Raw genomic sequence first — 349 nt, 5'->3', positions numbered from 1 at the left:
AACCCCTGAGAGCAAGCTCTCAGGTTTGGGCTTCTCCGCTTTCGCTCGCCGCTACTGACGGAATCACTATTGTTTTCTGTTCCTCAGGGTACTTAGATGTTTCAGTTCCCCTGGTGTGCCTCCAATGACCTATGTATTCAGTCAAGGGTAACTACCCATTACGGTAGCTGGGTTTCCCCATTCGGAAATCTCCGGATCAAAGCTCACTTACAGCTCCCCGAAGCATATCGCTGTTCGTCGCGTCCTTCTTCGGCTCCTGGCGCCTAGGCATCCTCCGTGCGCACTTATTAGCTTAACCAACTGCGATCCGTTAACGTTAGCCAAAGGCTAATGTTCGGTCGTCAGTACG

The 349-nt window shown here is 51.9% G+C and carries 1 rRNA gene; it reads right to left on the bottom strand.

Annotation, left to right across the window (positions count from 1 at the left end):
* Nucleotides 1-298, bottom strand: a 23S ribosomal RNA gene (locus L3D05_RS26265); the annotation flags it as partial.
* Between the last annotated feature and the right edge of the window lie 51 nt (nucleotides 299-349).

This window comes from Cohnella mopanensis, from assembly GCF_022352055.1.
GTDB lineage: Bacteria > Bacillota > Bacilli > Paenibacillales > Paenibacillaceae > Cohnella > Cohnella mopanensis.
The sequence above is the reverse complement of the archived record's forward strand: the minus strand, read 5'-3'. Positions and strand labels throughout refer to the sequence as shown.